Annotated in this window: 25 protein-coding genes and 1 tRNA gene; 8 read left to right on the top strand and 18 right to left on the bottom strand. The window is 64.1% G+C overall.

The window, feature by feature from the left end; all coding sequences use genetic code 11:
• Nucleotides 1–28: 28 nt before the first annotated feature.
• The 4 genes from pstB to pstS all read right to left on the bottom strand — a co-directional run bounded on the left by pstB (nt 29) and on the right by pstS (nt 3,889).
• A complete protein-coding gene (pstB, locus tag GTZ97_RS05055) occupies nt 29–814 on the bottom strand; it encodes a phosphate ABC transporter ATP-binding protein PstB (RefSeq protein ID WP_161649482.1) in 786 nt (261 codons plus the stop codon).
• Nucleotides 815–852: 38 nt separating this feature from the next.
• Nucleotides 853–1,710, bottom strand: coding sequence for a phosphate ABC transporter permease PstA (gene pstA / locus GTZ97_RS05050; protein ID WP_161649480.1), 858 nt, complete (start codon nt 1,708–1,710; stop codon nt 853–855).
• Nucleotides 1,707–2,666: a phosphate ABC transporter permease PstC gene (gene pstC / locus GTZ97_RS05045; RefSeq protein ID WP_236651041.1), complete on the bottom strand. Its 960-nt coding sequence runs from the start codon at nt 2,664–2,666 to the stop codon at nt 1,707–1,709. Before pstC ends, pstA begins: the two co-directional genes overlap by 4 nt.
• A 185-nt stretch (nt 2,667–2,851) precedes the next feature.
• A complete protein-coding gene (pstS, locus tag GTZ97_RS05040; RefSeq protein ID WP_161649478.1) occupies nt 2,852–3,889 on the bottom strand; it encodes a phosphate ABC transporter substrate-binding protein PstS in 1,038 nt (345 codons plus the stop codon).
• Nucleotides 3,890–4,139: 250 nt separating this feature from the next.
• Here pstS and GTZ97_RS05035 point away from each other — a divergent pair, with 250 nt between their 5' ends.
• Nucleotides 4,140–4,652 (top strand): fasciclin domain-containing protein, encoded by a 513-nt coding sequence (locus GTZ97_RS05035; RefSeq protein WP_161649476.1) that lies wholly within the window; start codon nt 4,140–4,142, stop codon nt 4,650–4,652.
• Nucleotides 4,653–4,686: 34 nt separating this feature from the next.
• Here the strand turns inward: GTZ97_RS05035 and glmM are convergent, their stop codons facing one another.
• From glmM to GTZ97_RS05015, 4 genes are all read right to left on the bottom strand, one after another.
• Nucleotides 4,687–6,024 carry a phosphoglucosamine mutase gene (glmM, locus tag GTZ97_RS05030; RefSeq protein ID WP_161649474.1) on the bottom strand — a complete coding sequence of 446 codons (1,338 nt, stop codon included), beginning with the start codon at nt 6,022–6,024 and terminating at the stop codon, nt 4,687–4,689.
• A 52-nt stretch (nt 6,025–6,076) separates the two neighbouring features.
• Nucleotides 6,077–6,937: a dihydropteroate synthase gene (gene folP, locus GTZ97_RS05025; protein ID WP_161649472.1), complete on the bottom strand. Its 861-nt coding sequence runs from the start codon at nt 6,935–6,937 to the stop codon at nt 6,077–6,079.
• Nucleotides 6,938–6,998: 61 nt separating this feature from the next.
• Nucleotides 6,999–8,909: an ATP-dependent zinc metalloprotease FtsH gene (gene ftsH / locus GTZ97_RS05020; protein ID WP_161649470.1), complete on the bottom strand. Its 1,911-nt coding sequence runs from the start codon at nt 8,907–8,909 to the stop codon at nt 6,999–7,001.
• Nucleotides 8,910–9,094: 185 nt separating this feature from the next.
• Nucleotides 9,095–9,790, bottom strand: a complete 696-nt coding sequence (locus GTZ97_RS05015) for an RlmE family RNA methyltransferase (protein ID WP_161649468.1) — start codon at nt 9,788–9,790, stop codon at nt 9,095–9,097.
• A gap of 17 nt (nt 9,791–9,807) precedes the next feature.
• On the opposite strand from GTZ97_RS05015, the gene GTZ97_RS05010 reads away from it, so the two are divergent.
• On the top strand, nt 9,808–10,278 hold the full coding sequence (locus GTZ97_RS05010; protein ID WP_161649466.1) for a YhbY family RNA-binding protein: 471 nt from the start codon (nt 9,808–9,810) through the stop codon (nt 10,276–10,278).
• 11 nt (nt 10,279–10,289) lie between these two features.
• Here GTZ97_RS05010 and GTZ97_RS05005 read toward each other — a convergent pair whose 3' ends face one another.
• The 4 genes from GTZ97_RS05005 to carA form a co-directional block, all read right to left on the bottom strand.
• Nucleotides 10,290–10,733, bottom strand: a complete 444-nt coding sequence (locus tag GTZ97_RS05005) for a DUF4149 domain-containing protein (RefSeq protein ID WP_161649464.1) — start codon at nt 10,731–10,733, stop codon at nt 10,290–10,292.
• 9 nt (nt 10,734–10,742) lie between these two features.
• Complete coding sequence (gene greA, locus GTZ97_RS05000; RefSeq protein WP_161649462.1) at nt 10,743–11,219, bottom strand: transcription elongation factor GreA; 477 nt, start codon at nt 11,217–11,219, stop codon at nt 10,743–10,745.
• A 139-nt stretch (nt 11,220–11,358) separates the two neighbouring features.
• Nucleotides 11,359–14,634: a carbamoyl-phosphate synthase large subunit gene (carB, locus tag GTZ97_RS04995; RefSeq protein WP_161649460.1), complete on the bottom strand. Its 3,276-nt coding sequence runs from the start codon at nt 14,632–14,634 to the stop codon at nt 11,359–11,361.
• Nucleotides 14,627–15,820 carry a glutamine-hydrolyzing carbamoyl-phosphate synthase small subunit gene (gene carA / locus GTZ97_RS04990; RefSeq protein WP_161649458.1) on the bottom strand — a complete coding sequence of 398 codons (1,194 nt, stop codon included), beginning with the start codon at nt 15,818–15,820 and terminating at the stop codon, nt 14,627–14,629. Before carA ends, carB begins: the two co-directional genes overlap by 8 nt.
• A gap of 285 nt (nt 15,821–16,105) precedes the next feature.
• Here carA and bfr point away from each other — a divergent pair, with 285 nt between their 5' ends.
• The 5 genes from bfr to GTZ97_RS04965 all read left to right on the top strand — a co-directional run bounded on the left by bfr (nt 16,106) and on the right by GTZ97_RS04965 (nt 19,806).
• Nucleotides 16,106–16,582, top strand: a complete 477-nt coding sequence (bfr, locus tag GTZ97_RS04985; RefSeq protein WP_161649456.1) for a bacterioferritin — start codon at nt 16,106–16,108, stop codon at nt 16,580–16,582.
• Between the two features lie 120 nt (nt 16,583–16,702).
• The gene (locus GTZ97_RS04980) at nt 16,703–16,924 is read left to right on the top strand and encodes a (2Fe-2S)-binding protein (RefSeq protein ID WP_161649455.1); all 222 of its coding nucleotides are present in this window, start codon (nt 16,703–16,705) and stop codon (nt 16,922–16,924) included.
• 178 nt (nt 16,925–17,102) lie between these two features.
• On the top strand, nt 17,103–17,510 hold the full coding sequence (locus tag GTZ97_RS04975) for a hypothetical protein (RefSeq protein ID WP_161649453.1): 408 nt from the start codon (nt 17,103–17,105) through the stop codon (nt 17,508–17,510).
• Between the two features lie 87 nt (nt 17,511–17,597).
• Nucleotides 17,598–18,605, top strand: a complete 1,008-nt coding sequence (locus GTZ97_RS04970; RefSeq protein WP_161649452.1) for a D-2-hydroxyacid dehydrogenase family protein — start codon at nt 17,598–17,600, stop codon at nt 18,603–18,605.
• Nucleotides 18,606–18,651: 46 nt separating this feature from the next.
• A complete protein-coding gene (locus GTZ97_RS04965) occupies nt 18,652–19,806 on the top strand; it encodes an MFS transporter (RefSeq protein ID WP_161649450.1) in 1,155 nt (384 codons plus the stop codon).
• Here the strand turns inward: GTZ97_RS04965 and rlmB are convergent.
• Nucleotides 19,779–20,525, bottom strand: a complete 747-nt coding sequence (gene rlmB / locus GTZ97_RS04960) for a 23S rRNA (guanosine(2251)-2'-O)-methyltransferase RlmB (protein ID WP_161649448.1) — start codon at nt 20,523–20,525, stop codon at nt 19,779–19,781. The genes GTZ97_RS04965 and rlmB overlap by 28 nt on opposite strands.
• A 9-nt stretch (nt 20,526–20,534) precedes the next feature.
• The gene (locus GTZ97_RS04955; protein ID WP_161649446.1) at nt 20,535–21,242 is read right to left on the bottom strand and encodes an ABC transporter ATP-binding protein; all 708 of its coding nucleotides are present in this window, start codon (nt 21,240–21,242) and stop codon (nt 20,535–20,537) included.
• Nucleotides 21,243–21,267: 25 nt separating this feature from the next.
• On the opposite strand from GTZ97_RS04955, the gene GTZ97_RS04950 reads away from it, so the two are divergent.
• Nucleotides 21,268–21,933, top strand: coding sequence for an arylesterase (locus GTZ97_RS04950; RefSeq protein ID WP_161649562.1), 666 nt, complete (start codon nt 21,268–21,270; stop codon nt 21,931–21,933).
• 27 nt (nt 21,934–21,960) lie between these two features.
• On the opposite strand, the gene phaR is transcribed toward GTZ97_RS04950, so the two are convergent.
• The 4 genes from phaR to GTZ97_RS04930 all read right to left on the bottom strand — a co-directional run bounded on the left by phaR (nt 21,961) and on the right by GTZ97_RS04930 (nt 25,973).
• Nucleotides 21,961–22,569 (bottom strand): polyhydroxyalkanoate synthesis repressor PhaR, encoded by a 609-nt coding sequence (gene phaR, locus GTZ97_RS04945; protein ID WP_161649444.1) that lies wholly within the window; start codon nt 22,567–22,569, stop codon nt 21,961–21,963.
• Nucleotides 22,570–22,661: 92 nt separating this feature from the next.
• Nucleotides 22,662–22,738, bottom strand: a tRNA-Val gene (locus GTZ97_RS04940).
• A gap of 20 nt (nt 22,739–22,758) precedes the next feature.
• Nucleotides 22,759–25,062, bottom strand: a complete 2,304-nt coding sequence (locus tag GTZ97_RS04935) for a RelA/SpoT family protein (RefSeq protein ID WP_161649442.1) — start codon at nt 25,060–25,062, stop codon at nt 22,759–22,761.
• Nucleotides 25,059–25,973, bottom strand: coding sequence for an alpha/beta fold hydrolase (locus GTZ97_RS04930; protein WP_161649561.1), 915 nt, complete (start codon nt 25,971–25,973; stop codon nt 25,059–25,061). The genes GTZ97_RS04935 and GTZ97_RS04930 overlap by 4 nt, the downstream gene beginning before the upstream one ends.
• Between the last annotated feature and the right edge of the window lie 103 nt (nt 25,974–26,076).

Below are 26,076 nucleotides of genomic sequence, written 5' to 3'. Positions count from 1 at the left end.
TCTGTGTTGGTATGGGTTGGCCAGCTCATCAACCGAAACGGCCGGTGATGTAGTCTTCGGTCTCGGTGCGCTTGGGCTTCATGAAGATATCGGTAGTGGCACCGAACTCGATCAACTCGCCCAGGTACATGTAGGCCGTGAAATCGGAACAACGGGCAGCCTGCTGCATGTTGTGCGTCACGATCAACACGGTGTAGTCGTTCTTGAGCTCGTGGATGAGCTCTTCGATCTTGCCGGTGGAAATCGGGTCCAGGGCCGAACAGGGTTCGTCGAGCAGCAACACCTCGGGCTTGATCGCGATGCCCCGGGCAATACACAGACGCTGCTGCTGCCCCCCGGACAGGCCAGAGCCGCTCTGGTTGAGCTTGTCCTTGACTTCGTTCCACAGCGCAGCCTTCTTCAGCGCCCACTCCACGCGCTCGTCCATCTCCGAACGAGACAGCTTCTCGAACAGGCGCACGCCAAAGGCGATGTTCTCGTAGATGGACATCGGGAAGGGCGTCGGTTTCTGAAAGACCATGCCCACGCGGGCGCGGATCAGCGACACATCCTCCCGCGATGTCAGGATGTCCTGGCCATCCAGCAGGATCTGGCCTTCGGCACGCTGTTCAGGATACAGCTCGAACATGCGGTTGAAAGTGCGCAACAGTGTGGACTTACCGCAGCCAGACGGCCCGATAAAGGCCGTGACCTTGTTCTCGGGCAGCTCCATGTTGACGTTCTTGAGCGCGTGGAACTTGCCGTAGTAGAAGTTCAGGTCACGAACAGACAGCTTGGCCTTTGCAGGGGTGGCGTTTTGAACCTTGGCATCCATGATTTTGGATCTCCGTCAGTAAGGTGCGTGCCGCGCCATCAGCGCTGGCGGAACAGGGTACGAGCGATGATGTTGAGCGTCAGCACACCCAGCGTGATCAGGAAGACACCGGCCCAGGCCAGTTTCTGCCAGTTCTCGAACGGGCTCATCGCAAACTTGAAGATGGTCACCGGCAGGCTGGCCATCGGCGAGCCCAGGTCGGTGTTCCAGAATTGGTTGGACAGCGCGGTGAACAGCAACGGCGCCGTTTCGCCGGCGATGCGCGCCAGAGCAAGCAGGATGCCCGTGATCACACCAGCCCGGGCGGACTTCAGCGTGATGGTCAGGATGACCTTCCACTTCGGCGTGCCCAGCGCATAAGCGGCTTCACGCAGCGCATTGGGGATCAGCATCAGCATGTTCTCGGTCGTGCGGATCACCACCGGCACCACGATGAGGGCCAGGGCCAGCACGCCGGCCCAGCCGGAGAAGGTGAGCGTGCGGGCCACCACCACCGAATAAATGAACAGACCAATCACGATCGAAGGGGCCGACAACAGGATGTCGTTGATGAAGCGCGTCAGGCTGCCCAGCCACCCTTGCTGACCATACTCCGCCAGGTAGATGCCAGCCAGCATGCCAACGGGCGTGCCGATGGCCGTGGCCAGCCCCACCATGATGAGCGAACCCATGATGGCGTTGGCCAGACCGCCCTCCTCCATCGGCGCAGGCGTCATTTGGGTAAAGGTGGCCATCGTCAGGCCATCGATGCCGAGCCGGACCGTCTCGAACAAAATCCAAACCAGCCAGACCAGACCGAAAGCCATGGCCGCCAGCGACAGGGTCAGCGCGATGATGTTGACGCGCTTGCGCGACGCGTGCATCCGCGCACGCTGCAGTTGCAGTTCGGCGCTCATGAACGCGCTCCTTCCGACTTCTTGAGGCGCGCCAGCAGGATCTTGGAGAACGCCAGCACGACAAAGGTGATGAAGAACAGCACGAGGCCGAGGTAGATCAGCGAGGCCTGGTGCAGGCCCACGTTCGCTTCGGCAAACTCGTTGGCCAGCGCCGAGGTGATGCTGTTGGCCGCCTCGAACAGCGACAGGCTGTCAAGCTGGTTCATGTTGCCGATCACGAACGTGACGGCCATGGTTTCACCCAGCGCACGCCCCAAACCCAGCATGATGCCGCCGACCACACCCGTCTTGGTGTAGGGCAGCACGACCTTCCAGACCACCTCCCAGGTGGTCGAACCCAGGCCGTAGGCCGACTCCTTCAGCAGCGGGGGCGTGACTTCGAACACGTCCCGCATCACGGAAGCGATGAACGGGATGATCATGATCGCCAGGATGATGCCGGCCGACAGGATACCGATGCCCACCGGAGGGCCGGAAAACAGCGCGGACAGATACGGAATGCCTTCGGTGGCTGCCTGCAGCGGCTGCTGCACATAGGTTGACAGGATGGGGCCAAACACGAGCAGGCCCCACATGCCGTACACGATCGACGGAACCGCCGCCAGCAACTCGATGGCAATGCCCAGGGGGCGCTTGAGCCACGAAGGCGACAACTCAGTCAGAAACAGGGCAATGCCGAAACTCACTGGCACGGCGATCAACAGAGCGATGAACGACGTCATCAGCGTGCCGTAGATCATCACAAGGCCACCGTACTGGTCCTGCACGGGATCCCATTCACTGCGCCACAGGAAGCTGATGCCGTACTCCTGGATGGAGGGCCACGCGCCGACGACCAGCGACGCAATGATCGCAAACAGCAGCAACAGGGTCAGGATGGCGGCGCCTCGGGCCAGCAAGGCAAACAGAGCATCCGCCCATGGGGCGGAGACGCGGCGTTCTGGGGGATTGGTCATGGGACGGCGAAGATCGTCTGGACGAGAGCCGGCATCATCCATGCCGGCGGGAAGAATCGCGGTCATTCAAGACCTCCGTCATCGTGGCGAGCGGTTTGCATGAAGCTGTGACTGCTTGAGGCGCTACAACAAGAAACCGGGCACTCGGCGTCCAAGTGCCCGGTCTGATCAGCGATCCACGTGGATCACTTGATGGAGATGGCCTTACCCGAGGCGTCGGTGATCTTGGTCCACTCCTTGCGGACCAGATCCTTCACGCTGGGGGGCAGCGGCACATAAACCAGCTCCTCAGCAGCCTTGTCGCCCTTGTTGAAAGCCCAGTCGAAGAACTTCAGCGACTCGATGGCCTGCTGCGGCTTGTCCTGCTTGAGGTGCATCATGATGAACGTTGCACCGGTGATGGGCCATGCACCACGATCCGGCTGATTCGTCAGGATCTGATAGAACGACTTGTTCCAGTCGGCGCCCGACGCTGCGGCCTTGAAGGAGTCATCGCTGGGCTGAACGAACGCGCCAGCCGCGTTGCGCATCTGCACGTGCGACATGCGGTTTTGCTTGGCGTAGGCGTATTCAACGTAGCCGATCGAGTTCGGCAGACGCATCACGAAAGCGGAAACGCCCTCGTTGCCCTTACCGCCGGCACCGGCCGGCCAGTTCACGGCGGTGCCTTCGCCCACCCTGGACTTCCACTCCGCGTTCACCTTGGACAGGTAGTTGGTGAAGATGAAGGTGGTGCCAGAGCCGTCGGCGCGGCGGACCGGCGCGATGGCTGCATCCGGCAGCGCAACGCCCGGGTTCAGCGCCGTGATGGCGGGGTCATTCCAGCGAGTGATCTTGCCGAGGTAGATGTTGCCCAGAACTTCACCCGTCAGGCGCAGCTGACCCGGCTGAACGCCCCTGATGTTGACCACGGGCACCACGCCGCCGATCACCGTCGGGAACTGCATCAGGCCATCCTTGGCCAGTTCGTCGTCCTTCAGCGGCATGTCGGAAGCCCCGAAGTCGACGGTCTTGCCACGGATCTGGCGCAGGCCGGCACCGGAACCCACCGACTGGTAGTTGATGCGCACGCCCGTTTCAGCGTTGTAGCCAGCAGCCCACTTGGAATACAGGGGAGCCGGGAACGTGGCACCAGCCCCGGTCACGCTCTGAGCCATCACGGCACCAGTCAGGGCTGCGAAAGTGGCAGCAGCAGCGGCAGTGCGGATCATCTTGAGGATCATGTGAACGCCTTTCTCGTCTTCAGACAGACCAATTGGGAACAGGCCGGACTGTAAGAAGCGTTTGTGACGCGAATATGACAGAAAACAATGCGTGTGTCATGGAAGCGCGCACCTCTCTGGTGCACTCGAGCCGGGCGACTGCGTGTGCGCCCAACAGTGAATTGTCATCTGACCGTCACCCATTTGTCACATGACATTTTTATCTTCTCGCCATGCTCCATTCTGTCCGGGAGCTTTTACAGGAGAACCCATGACCTTTCGCCGTATCCCGCAACATACCCTGACTGCCGCCATGGCCGCTGCGCTGATCGCCCTGACCGGCTGCGCATCCACCACGCCGGCCACGCCGCCCGCCAATGTGGTGGCTGCAGCCAGCCAGCAGGCCGACCTGAGCACGTTCTACAAGCTGGTGCAGCAGGCCGGCCTGACTGAGACGCTGCAGGCTCAAGGCCCTGTCACGGTGTTTGCGCCGAACGACGAAGCCTTCAAGGCCCTGCCGGCTGCGACACTGGACACGCTGTCCAAAGACCCCCAGCAGCTCAAGACCGTGCTGCAGCACCATGTGGTGCCGGGCCTCCACAGCAAGGACAGCATCAAGGAGAACGTGACGGTGACCACCGCGGCCGGCACCAAGATCGGCATCTCCAAAGCGGGCGATTTCATCACTGTGGAAGATGGCATGGTGCAACGTGCCGACATCACCACCGGCAACGGCATCATTCACGTGATCGACACCGTGATGGTGCCGCCTGCCAAGAAGTAAGGGGGAGCTGCCGCGGCGCGTGCCGGCGGCAGCATCAGGCGGCAGCGGGGAGGCTGTCAGCCAGGCGACGGGCGCAGGATTCAGCATCCTGCGCCCGTTGTGCTTCCACCATGACGCGCAGCACGGGCTCGGTGCCCGAGGCGCGGATCAGGACGCGGCCCCGCCCGCTCAACTCGGTTTCCACCGCTTCACGGGCAGCAGCCAGCGGTGCGTGCGCCTGCCAATCAAAGCCCTGCGGCAGGCGTACATTGATCAGCTTCTGTGGAAACAGCGACACACCCTCCAGCCAATCGGCCAAGCTGCGTCGCGCACGCACCACGGCCTGCAGGACCTGCAGCGCGCTGACGATGCCATCACCCGTGGTGTGGCGATCCAGCGCCAGCAAGTGGCCGGAACCCTCACCGCCCAGCACCCAGCCGAGCCGATTGAGCTCCTCCAGCACGTAGCGATCGCCCACCTTCGCGCGCACAAAGCCTACGCCCTGCTGGTGAAGCGCCAGCTCCACCGCCATATTGGTCATCAGCGTACCGACCACCCCCGGCACGGCTTCGCCTTGTGCCAGCCGATCAGCCGCCATCACATACAAGAGTTCGTCTCCGTTGAACAGTCGGCCACTGGCATCGACCATCTGCAGACGGTCGGCATCGCCATCCAACGCAATGCCATAGTCGGCACCGTGGACCCGCACCGCGGCCTGCAACGCCTCGGGGTGGGTCGCCCCGACCCCCTCGTTGATGTTGAAACCATCCGGAGCACAACCCACCGGCACCACCTCGGCGCCAAGTTCGTGGAAGACATGAGGGGCAACCTGGTACCCGGCGCCATGGGCGGCGTCCACCACCAGTTTGAGCCCTTTGAGCGAGAGGTGCGGCGCAAACGTGCTCTTGCAAAACTCGATGTAGCGGCCGCGGGCATCTTCCAGTCGACGCGCCTTGCCCAGGCTATGGGAATCCACCCATTTCGGGGATGCAGTCAGCGCGGACTCCACCGCCAGCTCCCACGTGTCGGGCAGCTTCTCACCGTCCGCCGAGAAGAACTTGATGCCGTTGTCCTGGTAGGGGTTGTGTGAAGCACTGATCACCACGCCAAGGCTGAGACGCAGCGCGCGCGTCATGTAGGCCACACCCGGGGTGGGCAACGGTCCCGTGAGCACCACATCCGCGCCCGCAGAGGCAAAACCCGCTTCCAGGGCCGACTCGAGCATGTAGCCCGACACACGCGTGTCCTTGCCAATCAGCACCGTTGGACGGGGCTCGCTCTGCCGCAACACCTGCCCCACGGCATGGCCCAGACGCAACACGAAGTCGGGGGTAATGGGGTTGCATCCGACCGTGCCGCGGATGCCATCGGTGCCAAAGTACTGTCTGCTCATGTGGTTTCGGTCTCCGTGGGCGCGATTGTCGGGCCAAAAAGCCCCGAAAGTGTCAGACCAGCCCGGCGGCACGCCACACGGCCAGCGCATCCACTGTGGCGGCCACGTCGTGCACGCGGACGATGCGCGCGCCACGGTGCACGCTGGCCAATGCGGCGGCCACACTGGGCACGAGGCGCTCACTAACCGGGCGCCCGGTGATGGCGCCCAAGGTGGATTTCCGTGACCAACCCACCAGAAGCGGGCAATCCAGTTCGTGCAGCCTGGCCTGCTGCTGCAGCAGAGCCAGGTTGTGGTCTACCGTCTTGCCAAAGCCGATGCCCGGGTCCAGCACGATGCGATCGCGGGCGACGCCGGCGGCTTCCACCACGTCGCGGCGCCCGCGCAGGAAGTTCGCCACCTCATCGACCACGTCAGCGTAGTTCGGCGCCACCTGCATCGTCGCCGGCATCCCCTGCATGTGCATGAGGCACACCCCGCAGCGCCCGTGGGTCGCCACAGTAGCCAACGCACCAGGCGCCTGCAACGCCCGCACGTCGTTGACGATGTCCACGCCAACGTCCAGGGCCCGTTGCATGACTTCGGGCTTCCAGGTGTCGATCGATACCGGCACCCCCATCGAGAGCGCCGCCGAGAGAACCGGTGCCACGCGGGCCCATTCCTCGTCTGCCGACACGCTTGGCGCACCAGGACGGGTGGACTCACCCCCGATGTCCAGAATGTGAGCCCCCTCCTTGAGCAGGGCTTCGCAATGCGCCACGGCAGCGGCCGCCTGGGCATGCTGCCCGCCGTCTGAGAAGGAGTCGGGCGTGACGTTGACGATGCCCATGACCCGCACCTGCTGCAGGTCGATGGCGTGGCCGGTCGTCTGCCAGACGCGCGTGGCGCCGGCTGGCAAGGCTTGCAAGGTCATATCGTGGAGGTCCCAAAAAGAAACGGGGCCTGGGCCCCGTTTCGCGATTGGCGTAGCTGACTCAGACAGCAGCCGGAGCCCCATCGGTGCTCACCGAAGGCTGGTTGCCACCACCACCGCTGGGGCGGTTGCTAGGCGGCGTCCAATCCTTGGGAGGACGCGGATCACGGCCGGACATGATGTCTTCGATCTGCTCGGCGTCAATGGTTTCCCACTCCAGCAGCGCCTTGGCCATCGCGTGCATCTTGTCCTGGTTGTCCTCGATGAGCTTGCGCGCAGTGGCGTACTGGTCGTCGATGATCTTGCGGATCTGCTTGTCCACCTTCTGCATGGTCTCTTCGGACATGTTGGTGGTCTTGGTGATCGACCGACCCAGGAAGACTTCGCCTTCGTTGTCCGCATAAACCATCGGGCCGAGCTCTTCGGTCATGCCATAGCGTGTGACCATGTCACGGGCGATGGCCGTGGCCCGCTCGAAGTCGTTCGACGCCCCGGTGGTCATTTGGTTCATGAACACCTCTTCGGCGATGCGGCCACCGAACAGGACCGAGATGGTGTTGAGCATGCGCTCCTTGTCCATGCTGTAGCGATCACCTTCCGGCAACTGCATGGTCACACCCAACGCCCGGCCACGCGGGATGATGGTGACCTTGTGGACCGGATCGGTCTTGGGCAGCAGACGGGCAACCAGGGCGTGACCGGCCTCGTGATAGGCGGTGTTCTTGCGCTCTTCCTCAGGCATGACCATGGACTTGCGCTCGGGGCCCATCATGATCTTGTCCTTGGCCTTCTCGAAGTCCACCATCTCGACCACGCGGGCGTTGCGACGAGCGGCGAACAGCGCCGCTTCGTTGACCAGATTGGCCAGATCCGCACCAGAGAAGCCAGGCGTACCACGGGCCAGAATGTCGGCACGCACGTCCTGACCCACAGGCACCTTGCGGATGTGAACGTTCAGGATCTGCTCACGGCCACGCACGTCGGGCAGCGTCACGTAGACCTGACGGTCGAAACGGCCAGGACGCAGCAGGGCGGGATCCAGGATGTCGGGGCGGTTGGTCGCGGCAATCACGATGACGCCCAGATTGGTTTCGAAACCATCCATCTCGACCAGCATCTGGTTGAGCGTCTGCTCGCGCTCGTCGTTGCCGCCACCCAAGCCAGCGCCGCGATGGCGGCCGACCGCGTCAATTTCATCGATGAAGATGATGCACGGGGCGTTCTTCTTGGCCTGCTCGAACATGTCGCGCACACGCGCTGCGCCCACGCCAACGAACATCTCGACGAAATCGGAACCCGAGATCGTGAAGAAAGGCACCTTGGCCTCGCCGGCAATCGACTTGGCCAGCAGCGTCTTGCCGGTACCCGGGGGGCCGACCATCAACACGCCACGCGGAATGCGGCCACCTAGCTTCTGAAACTTCTGAGGGTCGCGCAGAAAGTCGACGAGTTCCTTGACCTCTTCCTTGGCTTCATCGCAACCCGCCACGTCGGCGAAAGTGATGGAGTTGTTGTTTTCATCGAGCATGCGCGCGCGGCTCTTGCCAAAGCTGAACGCCCCGCCCTTGCCGCCACCCTGCATCTGACGCATGAAGTAAATCCACACGCCGATCAGCAGCAGCATCGGTCCCCATGACACCAGCAGGCTCATCAGCAGCGACGGCTCTTCACGCGGCTTGACGTCAAACTTCACGCCGTTGTTGATCAGGTCGCCCACCAAGCCACGATCGAGGTAGGTGGCGTTGCTGCGCACGCGGCGGTCATCCGTCGTAATGGCAACGATTTCGGTTCCGCTGGGGCTTTCCTGGAGCGTCACGCTCTTGATGCGTTTCGCACGGACTTCCTCCAGGAAGTCCGAATAGGCCATCTGGCCCGTGCCCACATGCGCCCGGTCGAACTGCTTGAACACGGTGAACAACACCAGTGCCACCACCAACCAGACGGCAATCTTCGAGAACCATTGATTGTTCACCGCGTCTCCTTCAACCCAAACTCACCTGCTTGCGGCTGATGCTGGATGCATCCCCACACCGCATGCAGATTCGAAAAACCCGGCACCAAACGACCTGGTTTTCGCGGTATGTGGGGATCATTCTAGTGCAGTCAAGCCCCGCGTGGCGTCGCCCAATCCCCTTTGAAGCACCGGATTTCTCGACGTCATCCTGACGCGGTTCCTGCTGTCGCGGTTTTGAGGCCGATGCCCACCAGAAACGTCTCAGACGATCGGTCGCGCGAAGCCTTGGGCTTGATCGCCTTGCTCACCCTGAAATGGGCCCGAAACAACTCGACCAACTGGCTGTAGCCACTGCCATGGAACACCTTGCAGACCAGGGCTCCGTCCTTCCTCAGATGCTGCTGCGAAAAGTCGATGGCCAACTCGACCAGATCGGCGATCCGAGCCGCATCGTGTGACGCAATGCCGCTGAGATTGGGCGCCATGTCGGAAATGACCACATCAACGGGCCGCCCACCGACGGCCGCCTCGAGTTGCGCGAGCACCTCTGCCTCACGAAAATCACCCTGGATGAACTGCACGCCTTCGATCGGCTCGAACTCCAGCAAGTCGAGCGCAATGATGGTGCCGTTGAGCGCCCCGGTGGCTGCGCCGCCCGCGCCGGCCTCCTTGGGCGCAAACTTGCGCCGCACATACTGGCTCCAGGCGCCAGGTGCTGCGCCCAGGTCAACCACCAACTGACCTGGCCGGATCAGCTGGAGTGTCTCGTCGATTTCCTTGAGCTTGTAAGCCGCACGCGAACGAAAGCCTTCTTTCTGTGCCAGCCGCACGTACGGGTCCGTGACATGGTCGTTCAACCAGGCCTTGTTGACCTTTTTGCTTTTCGTTTTGACTTTCATGGCTCGATAATAGAGGGATGCCTGCAATTGAACTGACCACGGCGGAGCGCCGTGCCCACCGCGCTGATGCGCACCATCTGGATCCCGTCGTCATGATCGGCGGCGACGGTTTGACGCCCGCCGTCGTCAAGGAAACCGATGCCGCCCTGAAGGCCCATGGCCTGATCAAGGTCCGCGTGCTAGGAGACGACCGCGCACAGCGCGAGGCCATCTTTACCCAACTTTGCGACCAACTGGATGCGGCTCCCATCCAGCACATTGGCAAGCTGCTGGTGTTGTGGCGCCCGATCCCCGAGAAGATTACCGCTAGCGAGCGCGACAAGGGCGGCGCCGCTCCTCGGGAAGTCAAGATCCTCAAGTTCTCGAAGAATGGCAGCGGGCGACCGGAGATCAAGAAGGTCAAGGTGTTGGGTAACCAGCGCGTGACCCCGGGTGGCCTGATCAAGCGCGCCAAGAAGCGCATGGAAAGCAAGAAGAAAGGCGACTGAGACGCCGCCTCTCACGCCGTCAGACGCCAGGCCAGGGTCAGCACCACCGCCGCCTTGACCCAGTAAAGCGCTGCAGAGATGCCATGCAAGGCACCGAACGACAGGGCTGTGGCCTGGCCGGCTTTGGCTGCCTCGATCATTGGATGCAGCACATGCTGCCCAAAAATGGTCAGGAACAAGGCGGCGAGCACCAGCAAAAGGCTCAGCGACATCGCTGACTGCGACTGACCGGATTCGACTGCGTCCCGGACGCGCCTGCGCTCCAGCAGGAACAGCAGGATGGCCAAGGCCAGGCTCACGTTGGCTTCGATGGCGAAGATGCGCCCTGCCCCGGCACCGGCCTGGGCCCGCTCCAGTACGGCAAACAGGCTGGGGGCAGCAATGCCGCCGACGGCGAGCACGCTGCCCGCCCACAAGCCGGCCAGCCAGGCTTGAAGCCGCTTCAGTTGGCTCATGGCGCCGCCTCAGACGTAGCGAACCGCCATGACCTCGTAATTGCGCACCCCGCCGGGCGCCTGGACCGAGGCGACGTCACCGGCTTCCTTACCAATCAGAGCGCGCGCGATGGGTGAGTTGATGGAGATCAGGCCCTTCTTGATGTCGGCCTCGTCTTCGCCAACGATCTGGTAAGTCGCAGCCTCGCCGCTGTCTTCGTCTTCCAGGTCGACAGTGGCACCGAAGACCACGCGACCGCCTGCGTCGAGCGAGGAAGGATCGATGATCTGGGCCGCCGCCAGCTTGCCTTCAATCTCCATGATGCGGCCTTCTATGAAGCCTTGCTTGTCCTTGGCCGCGTCGTACTCGGCGTTCTCGGACAGATCGCCTTGCGCACGCGCCTCGGCAATGGCGTTGACCACGGCCGGACGCTCGACATGCTTGAGGCGATGCAGTTCTTCCTTGAGCATCTCGGCGCCGCGCTTGGTCAGAGGAATGGTCGACATGGCTTTGTCTCGCTTGAAAAGGTTCTCGTGAATGGACGAGAGCCGCACCCGGTAAGCCGTCTGATCGGACGGTGGCCGGGCGCGGCCCTCATGTTCGCAGCAGCGGAGGGCCGAGGCACTCCGCTTGTTGATGCGGAGTTTAGTGCAGTTTGGCGTGCAGTTCCTGCACCGAGTACACCACCAGGTCGTCCTGGTGCTTGAGCGCCTCGACGGCGGCCTCGCAGCCAGCCATGGTGGTGTAGTAGGTGACGCGGTTGGCGAGTGCCGCCTGGCGGATGCTGCGCGAGTCAGCAATGGCCGTGCGGGTTTCGTCCACGGTGGTGAACACCAGCTGGATTTCACCGGCCTTGATGGCGTCGGCGATGTGCGGGCGACCATCCTTGACCTTGTTCACCGGCTTGACCGGCACACCGGCTGCCGCGATGGCGGCTGCGGTGCCCTTGGTGGCCACAACGTTGAAACCCAGGGCAACCAGGTCCTTGGCCACGGCCACGGCACGTTGCTTGTCACCGTCCTTGACCGAGATGCACACCGTGCCCTTGGTCGGCAGGCGCGAGCCGGCGCCCAGCTGCGACTTCAGCATGGCTTCGCCAAAGGTCTCGCCCACGCCCATGACCTCGCCAGTCGAACGCATTTCAGGGCCAAGCACCGGATCGACGCCCGGGAACTTGTTGAACGGGAAGACGGCTTCCTTGACGGTGAAGTAAGGCGGAACGACTTCGCGCGGGGCCTTGCCGTCGGGCGACTTCTGCGTAGACAGCTTCTGGCCAGCCATACAGCGTGCGGCGATCTTGGCCAGGGGCTGGCCGGTCGCCTTGGACACATAGGGCACGGTGCGCGAGGCACGCGGGTTCACTTCCAGCACGTAGACGGTGGCGTCATTCAGGCCCTTGGTCACGTCGCCCTGGATGGCGAACTGGACGTTCATCAGGCCGACCACGTTCAGGGCCTTGGCCATCAGCGCGGTCTGGCGACGAAGCTCGTCTTGCAGTTCGACGCTCAGGGTGTACGGGGGCAGCGAACAGGCCGAGTCACCGGAGTGCACGCCAGCTTGTTCGATGTGCTCCATGATGCCGCCGATCATCGTGGCTTCGCCATCGGCGATGCAGTCCACGTCGACTTCGACAGCGTCGTTCAGGAAGCGGTCGAGCAGCACGGGCGACTTCTCGGAGACGCGCACGGCTTCGCGCATGTAGCGCTCGAGGTCCTTGTCGCCGTGGACGATCTCCATGGCACGACCACCCAGCACGTAGGAAGGACGCACCACCAGCGGGTAGCCGATCTCGTTGGCCAGCTTGATGGCGTCTTCTTCGTTGCGGGCCGTGCGGTTGGGCGGCTGCTTCAGGCCCAGCTTGTGCAGCAGGGCCTGGAAGCGCTCGCGGTCTTCGGCGATGTCGATGCTGTCCGGCGTGGTGCCGATGATGGGCACGCCGTTGGCTTCGAGGTCGAGCGCGAGCTTGAGCGGCGTCTGGCCACCGTACTGCACGATCACGCCAACCGGCTTTTCCTTGTCCACGATCTCGAGCACGTCTTCCAGCGTCACGGGCTCGAAGTACAGGCGGTCGGAGGTGTCGTAGTCGGTCGAGACGGTCTCCGGGTTGCAGTTGACCATGATGGTCTCGTAGCCGTCTTCGCGCATGGCCAGCGCCGCGTGGACGCAGCAATAGTCGAACTCGATGCCCTGACCGATGCGGTTCGGGCCACCGCCCAGCACCATGATCTTCTTCTTGTCGGTGGGCTCGGCCTCGCACTCACCGCCTTCGTTCTCGTAGCACGAGTACATGTAGGCGGTCTGCGTGGCGAACTCGGCCGCGCAGGTGTCCACGCGCTTGTAGACCGGGCGCACGCCCAGGGCGTGACGGGCCTTGCGCACGGCGTGCTGATCGGTGCCCATCAGCTTGGCCAGGCGGCGGTCGGAGAAGCCCTTCTTCTTCAGATAGCGCAGCTCCTCAGCACTCAGGGATTCCAGCTTGCGGGCCTTGACGTCGGCTTCGGTGCGCACGATGTCTTCGATCTGGGCGAGGAACCAGGGGTCGATCTTGGTTTCTTCGAAGATCTCGTCGAGGCTCAGGCCGATGCGGAAGGCGTCACCCAGGAAGCGGATGCGCTCGGGACCCGGCTCGCCGATTTCCTGCAGGATCTCTTCGCGGTCGTTGCTGATCTCGGTCAGGCCGTCGATGCCGGTTTCCAGGCCGCGCAAGGCCTTCTGGAAGGACTCCTGGAAGGTGCGGCCCATGGCCATCACCTCGCCCACGGACTTCATCTGCGTGGTCAGGCGGCTATCGGCAGCGGGGAACTTCTCGAAGGCAAAACGCGGGATCTTGGTGACCACGTAGTCGATCGAGGGCTCAAACGAAGCCGGGGTGGCGCCGCCGGTGATGTCGTTCTTGAGTTCATCGAGCGTGTAGCCGACCGACAGCTTGGCCGCGATCTTGGCGATCGGAAAGCCCGTGGCCTTGGAGGCCAGCGCCGACGAGCGCGACACACGCGGGTTCATCTCGATCACGATCATGCGACCGTTCTCGGGATTGATCGAGAACTGCACGTTCGAGCCGCCGGTCTCCACGCCGATTTCGCGCAGGATGGCGATCGAGGCGTTGCGCAGCAGCTGGTACTCGCGGTCGGTGAGCGTTTGAGCCGGGGCCACGGTGATGGAGTCACCGGTGTGGATGCCCATCGGGTCGAGGTTCTCGATCGAGCACACGATGATGCAGTTGTCCGCCTTGTCGCGGACCACTTCCATCTCGTACTCCTTCCAACCAATCAGCGACTCTTCGATCAGCAGTTCGTTGGTGGGCGACAGATCCAGACCGCGCTTGCAGATCTCTTCGAACTCTTCGGGGTTGTAGGCGATGCCGCCGCCCGTGCCACCCAGCGTGAAGCTGGGCCGGATCACCATGGGGAAGCCCGAACCACCGATCTCGGCGGTGATGCGCTTCTGCACGGCCCAGGCCTCTTCCATCGAGTGGGCGATGCCCGACTTCGCCGAATCCAGACCGATGGAGGTCATGGCTTCCTTGAACTTCTGGCGGTCTTCGGCCTTCTCGATCGCGTGCTCGTTGGCACCGATCATCTCGACCTTGTACTTGTCGAGCACGCCGTGGCGGTGCAGGTCGAGCGCGCAGTTCAGTGCGGTCTGGCCGCCCATGGTCGGCAGGATCGCGTCGGGACGCTCCTTGGCGATGATGCGCTCGACCACCTGCCAGGTGATGGGCTCAATGTACGTGACGTCCGCCGTGTTGGGGTCCGTCATGATGGTCGCCGGGTTGCTGTTGACCAGGATGACCTTGTAGCCCTCTTCGCGCAAGGCCTTGCAGGCCTGGGCACCGGAGTAGTCGAATTCGCAGGCCTGGCCGATGATGATCGGGCCGGCGCCAATGATGAGGATGCTCTTGATGTCTGTGCGCTTAGGCATTGTTCTTCTCCGTCAGCCGCGCAGCCATGAGATCCGTGAAACGATCGAACAGATAGGCGATGTCATGCGGTCCGGGTGAGGCCTCGGGGTGGCCCTGGAAGCAGAAAGCGGGTTTGTCGGTACGGGCCAGACCTTGCAGCGTGCCGTCGAACAGCGAGATGTGCGTGGCGCGCAGGTTGGCAGGCAGCGTCTTCTCGTCCACCGCAAAACCGTGGTTCTGGCTGGTGATGCTGACGCGGCCGGTGTCCAGATCCTTGACGGGGTGGTTGCCGCCGTGGTGGCCAAAGGGCATTTTGTAGGTCTTGGCGCCCGACGCCAGGGCCATGATCTGGTGACCCAGGCAAATGCCGAAGGTCGGGATGCCGGTTTCGATCAGCTCCTTGGCCGCGGCGATGGCGTAGTCGCACGGCTCGGGGTCCCCGGGGCCGTTGGACAGGAAGATGCCATCGGGCTGGTGCTTCAGCACCTCGGCAGCAGACGTCTTCGCTGGCACCAGGGTGATCTTGCAACCACGCTCAGCCAGCATGCGCAGAATGTTGCGCTTGACGCCGAAGTCATAGGCCACGACGTGGTACGTCGGCGCGGTCAGCTTGCCAAAACCGGGCTTGCCGTCCAAGGCAGGCTGGCTGAGGCGCCACTCGGTTTCCGTCCACTCACCGACGTCGGTGCGGCTGACAACCTGGGCCAGATCCTGGCCGGCCATGCTGGGCGCAGCCTTGGCCTTGGCCACCGCTTCGGCCTTCAGCGCGTCGGTGACTGCTTCGCCGGGGTTCAGGGCGATGATGACGCCGTTCTGGGCGCCCTTGGTGCGCAGCAGGCGGGTGAGCTTGCGGGTGTCGATGTCGGCAATGCCCACCGTGCCTTCGGCCTGCAGGTACTGGGACAGCGTGCGGCTGGCGCGGAAGTTGGACGTGAGGATCGGCAGGTCCTTGATGATGAGACCTGCGGCATGGATCTTCGGGGCCTCGATATCCTGGTCGTTGACGCCATAGTTGCCAATGTGCGGATACGTCAGGGTGACGATCTGCCGGGCATAGCTCGGGTCGGTGAGGATTTCCTGGTAGCCGGTGAGCGAGGTGTTGAACACCACTTCACCAACTGTCTGACCGGCTGCGCCGATCGAGGTGCCTACGAAGACCGTGCCGTCTGCAAGGGCCAGAAGAGCTTTGGGCAGTACGGGCAGCACGGGTTCTTTCTCCGTTTGTAGTGCGCGCCCAGCTCTGCCCTGACGACGTCTGCCGTGGATCGCGCTGCTCCGCTGCGAGGCGTGAGCAGCCGTCGTACAGACGTGACAGATACGATTCCGGTACAGGAAACGGTCGGGGTTTCGCTAGGCGGGGGGTGGTTGCGGGTAAACCTTAGGAGTATAACCGATCCGCCATGATGGCCAGTCACGCCACTGTCACCTGCAGGCGATTCCGTCGAAATGCCCCACAATGGCGCAGGGCCCCACCCCCAGAAAGGATTCCCCATGAAAGGCGACCCGAAAGTCATCGAGCACCTGAACGCCCAGCTCAAGAACGAGCTGACGGCCACCAACCAGTACTTCCTGCACTACCGCATGCTGAAGCACTGGGGCTTCGACAAGCTGGCCAAGAAGGAGTATGAGGAGTCCATCGGTGAGATGAAGCATGCAGACCGCCTGATGGAGCGCATTTTCGCGCTCGACGGGCTACCCAACCTGCAGGATCTCGGCAAGCTCTTGATCGGCGAGTCGGTGCCCGAACTGCTGGCATGCGACCTGAAGCTGGAAACGGCCGCGCAGGCCACCATCAAGGACGGCATTGCCTATTGCGAATCGGTGCGGGATTACGTCTCCCGCGACCTGCTGCAGCACATCCTTGACGACACCGAGGAACACATCGATTTTCTGGAGACGCAGATCGACCTGATCGGCAAGGTCGGCGCGCAGAACTACCTGCAGTCGATCATGGGGACGCCCGAGTAAAGCGCTCAGCCGGCAGGCCGCCTCCCGCCCCTGCCGGAGTCGGGGGCACTCGCTTCGGGGTATTGCATGCGAATTATTCTTATTCGATAATGCATCCACTTCACCGCCGGAGTGCCTCTCATGATTGTTTGCGTCTGCCACCGCGTCTCGGACAAGGACATCTCTCGCCATGTGCAGCAGGGATGTGCGTCTTTTGAGAGCTTGCAGGCCGACACCGGAGTGGCGACCTGCTGCGGCTGCTGTGAGAGCTGTGCCCGCGAGGTTTTCCACGACGCAAAATCTCAACAGCGCCGCGCGACTGTGGGCGACTGGGTCGGCATCGCCATGCCGGCGATGGCCTGATCAGACCGTAGCTGACCGCGCTTCTCCCCCTCAAGCCGCCCCCCTTTCTCGCCGATAAACCTCCCACGGTCGCACGCTGCGGCCGGTGAGCGAGGGCACCATGGCGAGGTTTTTCTCTGACGAATCACGGCGAGACGATTTTTCGGGCTTCCAGACCCAGACGTCCGCGATGGACGTCATGCCGTCTTCTGACTTTCGACGGCAGGAAACCGCCCCGCCGGCCCTGTTCTGGCGCAGCGAGCCGGCCTGGAAGCGCTGGGTCAGCCGCACCTGGCAATGGCTCTGGGATCTCGAAGACCCCACGCCGCCCGCGCCCCCGCTGAGTGCCCTGAACCGCGTGCGCGCCGAATTCCGCAATGCGCTGTGGGATCTGCAATCCGCCCGCGCCAACCAGGTGCGCGACCGCATCGAGTGCGCGCGCTCCTTGCGCGAACTGTGGCACCTACGCGCAGATGTGTTCAAGGCCATTGCCGTGCACCGGGGGCAGATCGAGGCCCAGGCCCGCGTCGACAGCCTCGATGCCCACTTCCCGGTTCGCTCGTTCAAGCAAGGCGAGCCTCGCCACGCGCGTGTGACGAGCTGGTAAGCAAGGTACTTTTCCGTCGCACTTTACAAAGCTACGCGAAGGGACAATGCGCCCGTAGCACAATGGCAGGCTGAACCGCGATCTGCCATGAACATCATCATCCTGGACGACTACCAAGACGCCGTCCGCAAGCTTCCGTGCGCAGCCAAGTTGGATGGCCTGTCTGCCAAGGTCTTCACCAACACCGTCAAGGGCATCGGCCAGCTGGCCGTGCGTCTGAGAGACGCCGAAGCCCTGGTGCTGATCCGCGAGCGCACCCATTTCCCGCGCGCCTTGCTTGAGAAGCTGCCCAAGCTGCGCCTCATCTGCCAGACCGGACCGGTCGGCTCTCACATCGACCTGGACGCCTGCACCCGACTGGGCATTGCCGTGGCCGAAGGCACGGCCGATGCCGTGGCCACCGCCGAGTTGACCTGGGCACTGGTGATGGCGTCCATGCGCCGACTTCCCCAGTACATCGGCAACCTCAAGCATGGCGCCTGGCAACAGGCAGGACTGAAGTCTGCGTCGATGCCCACCAATTTCGGTCTGGGCATGACGCTGCAGGGCAAGACGCTGGGCGTCTGGGGTTATGGCCGTATCGGCAAGCTGGTGGCGGGTTACGGTCGCGCGTTCGGCATGCACGTGGTGGTCTGGGGCAGCGAAGCCTCGCGCGCACAGGCCCAGCAGGATGGCCTCATTGCGGCGCCCTCGCGCGACGCCTTCTTCGCAGCTGCCGATGTGCTCAGCCTGCATCTGCGGCTGACGGACGACACACGCGGCATCGTGAAACTTGATGACCTCAGCCGCATGAAACCCACGGCCTTGCTGGTCAACACCTCCCGCGCCGAGCTCATTGAGGAAGGCGCCCTCGTGGCCGCACTGAATCGGGGCCGGCCTGGCATGGCCGCCGTCGATGTGTTCGAAAGCGAACCGATTCTGCAGGGGCATCCGTTGCTCCGCATCGAAAATGCCGTCTGCACGCCGCATATCGGTTTTGTGGAGCAAGGCAACTACGAAGCCCTGTTCAGCCAGGCCTTTGACAACCTGTTGGCCTACCTGGCCGGCAATCCGACCAACATCGTCAACCCCGAGGCGTTGAAAGTACAGCGCTGAGCGGGACCAAGCAGTGGAGGCCGAACGCAGTCTGAGCCGGGAGGGCATGCGCGCCACGTCGTGGTCGCTGCTCGTGGGCAACTTCATGATCGGCTGCGGCGTGATGGTCGTGGGCGGCACGCTCAATGACCTGACGGCTTCGCTGTCGATTTCGGTGGCCAAGGCGGGCGAACTGCTGGCGATTGCCGCCGTGATGATGGGCGTGGGCGCCCCGGTTCTGGCCACGCTGGTGGCCCGCATGGATCGTCGACGGCTGCTCAGCTGGGCCATGGTCTGGTACGCCATCGGCCATGCGCTGAGCGCCGCGGCGCCCGATTACGACTGGCTGTGGCCCGTGCGGGCGCTGACCGTGCTGTCGGCTGCGGTGTTCACGCCGCAAGCGGCAGCCACCATCGGTTTCATGAGCACCCCGGCTCATCGCGGTCGGCACATCACCTTCGTGTTCATGGGGTGGTCGATCGCCTCGGTGGCCGGCATGCCGCTGGCCGCCTGGGTGGGTGAGCGCATGGGCTGGCGGGTGGCGATGCTGCTTGTGGCCGCGGGCTCGCTGGCTGCGGCCTGGCTGGTGTGGCGCACCGTGCCACATGGCCTCAAGCCCCCTGCACTGTCCATGCGCTCATGGGGCAAGGTGGCGCGCTCGCCCCTGCTGGTGGCGCTGATCGCCGTGACCGCCTGCCAAAGCGCCGGGCAGTTCACCTTGCTGGCCTACGCTGCCCCCTACTACCGCAACGTCTTTGATGCCTCTCCCGAGCAGATCAGCCTGATGTTCGCCTGGTTTGGCGGGCTGGCCTTGGCCGGTAACTTGGTGCTCAACCGAGTGGTCGATGGCCTGGGTGCCGCGCAGGCCGTCACGTTCACGCTGGCCATGATGGCCGTGAGCCTGGTGATGTGGCCGCTGGCCACCACCTTGGTCGGGCTGGCAATCGTGCTCGTGCCGTGGGCGCTGAGCGGCTTTGCCACCAACTCGGGGCAACAAGCCCGTCTGGGCGGCCTGTCGCCGCGCCTGGCCCCCGCCCTGATGGCGCTCAACACCTCGGCCATCTACCTGGGCCATGCCGTGGGCGCATCGGGTGGCAGCTGGATCCTCACCCACCACGATTACAGCGAACTGCACTGGCTGGGGCTGGGCTGGATGGTGGTGGCCCTGGCGCTCAGCGCCTGGGCCATGCGGGCTCAGTCCCGGTTATCCGCCAGGCGTTGACGCCGCGCCTCATAGAGGCATACGCCGCTGGCCACCGAGACGTTGAGGCTCTCGACGGCGCCGAGCATGGGGATGCTGATCAGGGCATCACAATGCTTGCGCGTGAGCTGGCGCATGCCCGTGCCCTCAGCACCCAGGACCAGCGCCGTCGGCGTCACGTAGTTGCCCTCGTACAGGCTCTGGGGCGCATCGTCGGATGTGCCGACCACCCAGATGTCGCGCTCTTTCAGTTCACCCAGCGTGCGCGCCAGGTTGGTCACCATGAAATAAGGCATGGTTTCAGCCGCGCCGCTGGCCACCTTGGCCACCGTGGCGTTGATGCCTACGGCATGGTCCTTGGGTGCGATGACGGCATGTGCCCCGGCGCCATCGGCCACGCGCAGGCAGGCGCCCAGGTTGTGCGGATCGGTGATGCCGTCGAGCACGAGCAGCAGGGGTGGCTCGGCCAGTTCATCCAGCAGGTCGTCCAACGATCGGGCCTGGCTGAGCGCGGTCACGCGGGCCACCACGCCCTGGTGACGGTGGGTCCCGCAGAGTTTGCTGAGGCGCTCGTCGTCGCTGGCGATGACAGCGACGCCCGCTTCTTCGGCGCGCGCCAGGAACTGCTTCATGCGCTGATCGCGCCGGGTGGCGTCGACATGCAGCTCGCGAATGGACTCGGGTGCGACCTTCAGCCGCACGGTGACGGCATGGAAGCCGAACAGGGGTTTCAGACTCATCCCGGCATCCTAACCGCTGAGGCGGCCGGCCTGGATGCGCACCGTGCGCTCGCAGCGCGCGGCGATCTGGAGGTCATGCGTCACGAGAACCAGCGTCGTGCCCTGCTCGCGGTTGAGCGCGAACATCAGATCCATGACCGACGCACCGGTGGCATGGTCCAGACTGCCGGTCGGCTCATCGGCCATCAGGATCTCAGGCCCCACCACAAAGGCGCGCGCCAGCGCCACGCGCTGTTGCTCACCGCCTGACAACAGCACGGGTTTGTGGCCCAGGCGCTCGGCCAGCCCCACACGCGCCAGCATGTCCTGCGCCTTGCTGCGCGCCTGACGGTCACCCAGCAACTCGAGCGGCAACATCACGTTTTCCAGCGCGCTCAGGTGACCGATCAGCTGGAAGTTCTGGAACACGAAACCCACATGCCTCGCCCGATGGGCCGCACGCGCATCCTCGTCCAGCTCGAACAGCGATTGCCCACACAGCACGACGCGCCCAGTGGTGGGCACGTCCAGCCCCGCCATCAAGGACAGCAGCGTACTCTTGCCCGAGCCGGATGCCCCCACGATGGCCAAGGTTTGACCACGGGGCACCTGCAGGCCGACCTCATGCAGAATGGTCAGCGGGCCACCTGAATCGGACACCACCTTGCTGACGCCCTGTACATCCAGGGCCAGGTCGGAGGCGGTAGCGGATCGGGCAGGCACGGTGTCGATGGACATGAGGCAAACGAAAGTGATGAAGGCGATGGCTTGCGACTGTACGCGACGGCGCTTGGGTCTCACGCTGCTGGGTTATTGCGGCCTGCTGGTGGCTGGTCCCGCGGTGGCCAGGGTGGCCACAGCCACGCCCGGTGCGCGCATTCTGGTGCTGGGCGACAGCCTGTCTGCAGAGTACGGCATTGCCCGCGGCACGGGCTGGGTGGCCTTGCTGGAGCAGCGGCTTCGACAGCAGCGCCCGGGCGCGACCGTCATCAATGGCAGCATCAGCGGCGAAACCACAGCGGGCGGACGCACCCGCCTGCCGGCCCTCTTGCAGACCCACAAGCCCACCCATGTGCTGATCGAACTGGGTGGCAATGACGCGCTGCGTGGCTGGTCGCTGAAGACGACCGAGGACAACCTGTCTGCGATGGTGACGCTGGCCAAGGAAGCCGGTGCCAGGCCGATTCTGGTGGGCATGCAACTGCCACCGAACTATGGTCGTCGCTACGCAGAGGACTTTGCCCGCGTGTATCAGCGGGTGTCCGAACGCACGGGCGCACCGTTGGTACCCTTCCTGCTGCAGGGCGTGGCAGATCGCGCCGACGCCCGAGACTGGTTCCAGCCCGATGGCATCCACCCGCTGGCCCGCGCGCATCCGGTGATGCTGGAAAACGTCTGGCCCGTTCTGCGGGCCGCATTGGGCAGCTGAGCAGCGACCTGCGCTGCGCCAGCGCCTTCAGTCTTCGCGTTTGGTGCCGCCCAGGCCTGTGCCCAGGTTGCCCATCAGGGTCTCGGCCTGTTTGGTCATCTGCTCTTGCATCTGCTGGAAGAGTTTTTGCGACTGCTCCAGATAGCCGCCCATGAGGCTTTGCATCGGGTTGTGCTGCAGGTTCTTGACCGAAGTTTCGGCGAGGCGGGATTGCAGGTCGATGAAGGACTGGATGTTGCGATCCAGATAGTTGCCCATCATGCCCTGCATGGTGTGGCCGTAGAAGCGGATGATCTGCGCCAGCGACTGGGTCGAGAACATCGGCATCCCGACCGTTTCCTCTTCCAGAATGATCTGCAGCAGGATGCTGCGCGTGAGGTCTTCGCCGGTCTTGGCGTCGATCACGACGAACTGCTCGCACGCCATGACGCGATCCTTGACCTCGGCCAGCGTGATGTAGCTGCTGGTGCGTGTGTCATACAGACGGCGGTTGGGATACTTCTTGATGACGCGCACTGCGCCGAATTCAGCGCCGCCTGGTGGCGCATCGGCTGCGGGCGCGTCCCCCTCGGGCGCATCATGCGCGGGGGAGGGGTCGGCCGTGGCAGCGCGTCGCTGGCGGGGGGCAGTGCTCATCCATGACTCCTCGTCTGTTCGGACGCATTGTATGGGAGCCACCAAGGAAAAAGCCCGGTGCAACTTTCGTTGAACCGGGCTTCTCTACCGTTTGGTAGGCGCGATTGGACTCGAACCAACGACCCCCACCATGTCAAGGTGGTGCTCTAACCAGCTGAGCTACGCGCCTGGAAGACCATGACTATAGCATCATTTTCGACGTGCTCGCAAAACGCCGCTGATTTGCGACACTTTGGCCAACAGTGATGCCAGGCGCGCCGTATCGGCCGTCTGCACGGTGAGCGTGATGGTGACGCGGTCACGCGTGGTCTGGCTGTGCATGGACAGGACATGGGTCTTGCCCTGGGCCAGCACGTCGCACACGTCTCGCAACAGGCCCGAGCGATCGTGCGCCTCCACCAGCACATCCACGGCGTAGTGGGCCGATTCGTGCGTGGCCTGTCGGCCCCAGGCCACAGGGATGATGCGTTCACCGTCGCGGTAGCTCATCTGCCGGAAGTTGGGGCAATCCAGCCGGTGAACGGCCACGCCCTTGCCGCGCGTCACGTAGCCGCCAATGGGGTCGGGTGGCGCGGGCTTGCAACACCGTGCGAGCTGGGTCAGCAGCGAATCCATGCCCACGACCAGCACGCCGCGACCATCGCCGCTGGGCACTTGCGCCTCACCACGCGACAGGCGCTGGGCGATGAAGGCATCCGGATCCTGCTCGGGCTCGGCCGGGCGCAGCACCTGCTCGATGTTGCGCAATGAATACTCGTCCTTGCCCACGACCTCGAACAGAGCATCGGCGCTGCGAAAACCGAGGTTGGCCGCCAGGTCATCGAGCTTGGTGGCAGTCTTGCCCTCGCGCTGCAGCAGTTTTTCGACCGCTTCGCGGCCACGGGCGATGGTGGCCTGCTGGGCCATGGCGTTGAACCAGGCGCGCACCTTGGCGCGGGCGCGCTGGCTGCGCAGGTAGCCCAACTCGGTGTTGAGCCAGTCCATCGACGGGCCACCTTCCTTGGCCGAGACGATCTCGACCGTCTGACCGCTCTTGAGTGGCGTGTTCAGCGGCACCATGGCCCCGTCGACGCGGGCGCCTCGACAGCGGTGTCCCAGGTTGGTGTGCAGCGTGTAAGCGAAGTCGACCGGTGTGGCGTCGGCCGGCAGGTCGATGATGTCGCCCCCGGGGGTGAACACATAGATGCGGTCATCAAACAGCCCACGGTGTGGCTCGCCGCCCTGCCCGCCCACACCGCCGTTGTGCGCATCGTCGGCCGCGGCGAGATCACGCTCCCATGCCAGCAACTGGCGCAGCACCGTCTTGCGCGCCTCGGCGACACGGCTTTCGAAGTCGCCCGCTGCCTGTACGCCCGCATAGCCCTTGGTGCCAGCCTCCTTGTACGCCCAGTGGGCAGCCACGCCACTTTCGGCATGCTCGTGCATGGCCTGGGTGCGGATCTGGATTTCGATCGAGCGACCCAGTTCATCACGTACCACCGTGTGCAGCGACTGATACCCATTGGCCTTGGGCTTGGCGATGTAGTCGGAGAACTCCTCTGGCATGGCGTGCCAGAGTTCGTGCACTCGGCTGAGCGCGGCATAACAGGCCGGCACATCGGCCACGATCACCCGCAGCGCGCGGATGTCGAACACCTTGTCGATCGGCAGGTTCTTGCCCTGCATCTTCTTCCAGATGCTGTAGAGGTGTTTCGGGCGCCCCTGCACCAGCGCCCCGATGCCCGCCTCGTTGAGGGCCTGCTGCACCTGGGTGCGGATCTGCTCGATGTGCTGCTCGCGCTCCAGCCGCTTTTCATCGAGCGCGCGCGCGATGCTGCGGTAGGTGTCGGGCATCAGGAAGCGGAAGGACAGGTCCTCCAGTTCCCACTTGATCTGCCAGATGCCCAGCCGGTTGGCCAGCGGTGCGAAGACCTGCAGCGATTCGCGAGCCAGCGCCTTGGGGCAGGCCAGGCGCGACTGCGCGAAATGCCGCAAGGTCTGCAGCCGCGAGGCCAGCCGCATGAGCACCACGCGGAGGTCGCGCGAGAAGGCCAGCAGCATCTTGCGGATGCGCTCGACCTGCTCGGCCGGCAAGGGGCCGTCGACCTGGTCCTGCCAGGCGTCACGGGCATTGCGCTGCACCTGGACCAGCGCGCGCGTGTGAGCCACCAGGCGAGCCGAGGCTTCGCCAAACGCGCGCTCGATCACCTCCTCGGGCTGGGCAAGGTACTCGCTGGCGTAGACCAGGTAGGCAGCCGCGCGCAGCGCAGGCGAGGCACCGATGCCTTGCAGAATGGCACTGACGCCATCGGCATGTTCCAGTGCGGGCTCGCCGGTGTCGAAGCGCTGCCCCGTCAGCAGGGGCTCGGCGAACGCACGGGCGCGCGCCAACAGCGCACGCGCCTCGTCGAGCGCAGCCTCATCGGACTGCCCTGTGCGCCAGGTATCCGTCAGCTCGACGATGGCGGCGTGGCCGCCCCCGTCCTTGCCGGGCTGGAGCGAACCCGTTTTCATGCAAGCAAAAAGCGGCTGACCACGTCGATCTGATCCGGGGCAACCAGCGTGGGAGCATGGCCCACCCCGGCGAACTCGACCAATTGCGCGCGTGGCCCACGCTCGCTCATGGCCACCGCCGTGTCGCGATCAAGCAGGTCGGAATCGGCGCCGCGCAGCAGCAGCACCTCGCAACGCAAGGCGTCGTACACCTGCCACAACATGGCTTCGCCGCTGGCGGCGCTGTCGGCGTTCATGGTCTTGAACGGCTCGGCGATGGCGGGGTCGTAATGCAGGATCAGCCCCCCGCCCTCGGCAGCGGGACGCAGGAGCGGCCGCGACAGCGCAAGCCAGTCTTCATCGCTGTGGGGGCCAAAGCCGAGCGAGATGCTGCGCAGGTAGGCCGCGGCCTGCGCCTCGTCATCGAACCGCATCGGCTGCCCGAGGTATTCGCCAATGCGCACGATGGCCTCGTGGCGCAGGCGTGGCCCCACGTCGTTGAGCACGAAGCGTCGCATGCGAGCGCCCGACACCTCTGGCGGCAAAGTGGAAAACGCCAAACCGATCAGACCGCCCATCGAGGTGCCGACCCAGTCAGTTTCCAGCGGTTCGGACTGGCCCCGTTCGGCTTTCAGACGCTGCACCAGCGCGACCATGTCGCCGACATAGCCGAAAACCTGATAGCCCTTGGGGTCAGCCAGCCAATCCGAGTGGCCACGCCCGACCACATCCGGGCAGACCACGTGGTAATGCCTAGCCAGGGTGCGGGCCAGGTGATCGAAATCGCGCCCCTGCCGGCTCAGGCCGTGTACACAGATCAGCACGCGCGGATTGCGCTCGTCACCCCACGACCAATAAGCCATGCGGTGCGTGGCGGGATCGGTGCGGCTGGCGCCCGGGCAGGTGACTTCACGCAGGCGGGGCTGCGTCAGGCCGTCGGCTTCTGATGACATGGACTGGGAAGGGATGCTGGACAGGTTGGTCATGGCCCGGAGCAGACAGATAATGGACTCACCCACATTGTCTTGCTTATTG

Origin of the sequence: Aquabacterium fontiphilum (genome assembly GCF_009909205.1) — a bacterium.
GTDB lineage: Bacteria > Pseudomonadota > Gammaproteobacteria > Burkholderiales > Burkholderiaceae_C > Aquabacterium > Aquabacterium fontiphilum.
This window is presented reverse-complemented; position numbering and strand designations above follow the sequence as displayed.